The 1,170-nt window shown below is 67.8% G+C and carries 1 protein-coding gene; it reads left to right on the forward strand.

What is annotated here, in order from left to right:
• Positions 1–9: 9 nt before the first annotated feature.
• Positions 10–1,170 (forward strand): lactate utilization protein B (locus tag ACIP4Z_RS35515; protein WP_401314714.1); only part of this gene is annotated, 1,161 nt, incomplete at its 3' end.

Consider the following 1,170-nt stretch of genomic DNA (forward strand, 5'->3'; position numbering starts at 1 on the left):
AGTGGTCCGATGAGTGGTACGTATCTGGGTCTGCCGTCGTTCCCGAAGGCCGCCGCCTCGTCCACGAAGGACACCCAGCTCCGCGCGAACCTCACCCACGCCACCCACACCATCCGCGACAAACGCGCCAGAGCCATCGCAGAACTCGCCGACTGGCCCCAACTCCGCGCAGCGGGCGCCGCCGTCAAGGACCACACCCTGCGCCACCTCGACCACTACCTCCTCCAGCTCGAGGAGAACATCACCGCCGCCGGCGGCACCGTCCACTGGGCCCTGGACGCCGACGACGCCAACCGCATCATCACCCGCCTCGTCCAGGACACCGGCGAAACCGAAATCGTCAAAGTCAAATCCATGGCCACCCAGGAAATCGGCCTCAACGACGCCCTGACCGCCGCCGGCATCACCGCCTACGAAACCGACCTCGCCGAACTCATCGTCCAGCTCGGCAACGACCTCCCCTCCCACATCCTCGTCCCCGCCATCCACAAAAACCGCCACCAGATCCGCGACATCTTCCACACCCAGATGACCACCTGGGGCCGCCCCGCACCCGACGGGCTGACGGACACCCCGGCGGATCTGGCGGAGGCGGCCCGCCTGCACCTGCGGGAGAAGTTCCTCCGCGCGAAAGTCGGGATCTCCGGCGCCAACTTCATGATCGCCGACACCGGCACCCTCGTCGTCGTCGAATCCGAAGGCAACGGCCGCATGTGCCTCACGCTGCCCGAGACGCTGATCTCTGTTGTGGGCATCGAGAAGGTCATCCCCACCTTCCAGGACCTGGAAATCTACCTCCAGACCCTCCCCCGCTCCTCCACCGCCGAACGCATGAACCCCTACACCACCCTGTGGACCGGCACCACCCACACCGACGGCCCCGAAAACTTCCACCTCGTCCTCATCGACAACGGCCGCACCGACACCCTCGCCGACACCACCGGCCGCCAGGCCCTGCGCTGCATCCGCTGCTCCGCCTGCCTCAACGTCTGCCCCGTCTACGAACGCGCCGGCGGCCACGCCTACGGCTCCCCCTACCCCGGCCCCATCGGCGCCATCCTCACCCCCCAACTCCGCACCACCACCACCGAACTCGACGCCTCCCTCCCCTACGCCTCCACCCTCTGCGGCGCCTGCTACGACGTCTGCCCCGTCGCCATCAACATCCCC

Origin of the sequence: Streptomyces sp. NPDC088910, from assembly GCF_044749865.1 — a bacterium.
Classification (GTDB): domain Bacteria; phylum Actinomycetota; class Actinomycetes; order Streptomycetales; family Streptomycetaceae; genus Actinacidiphila.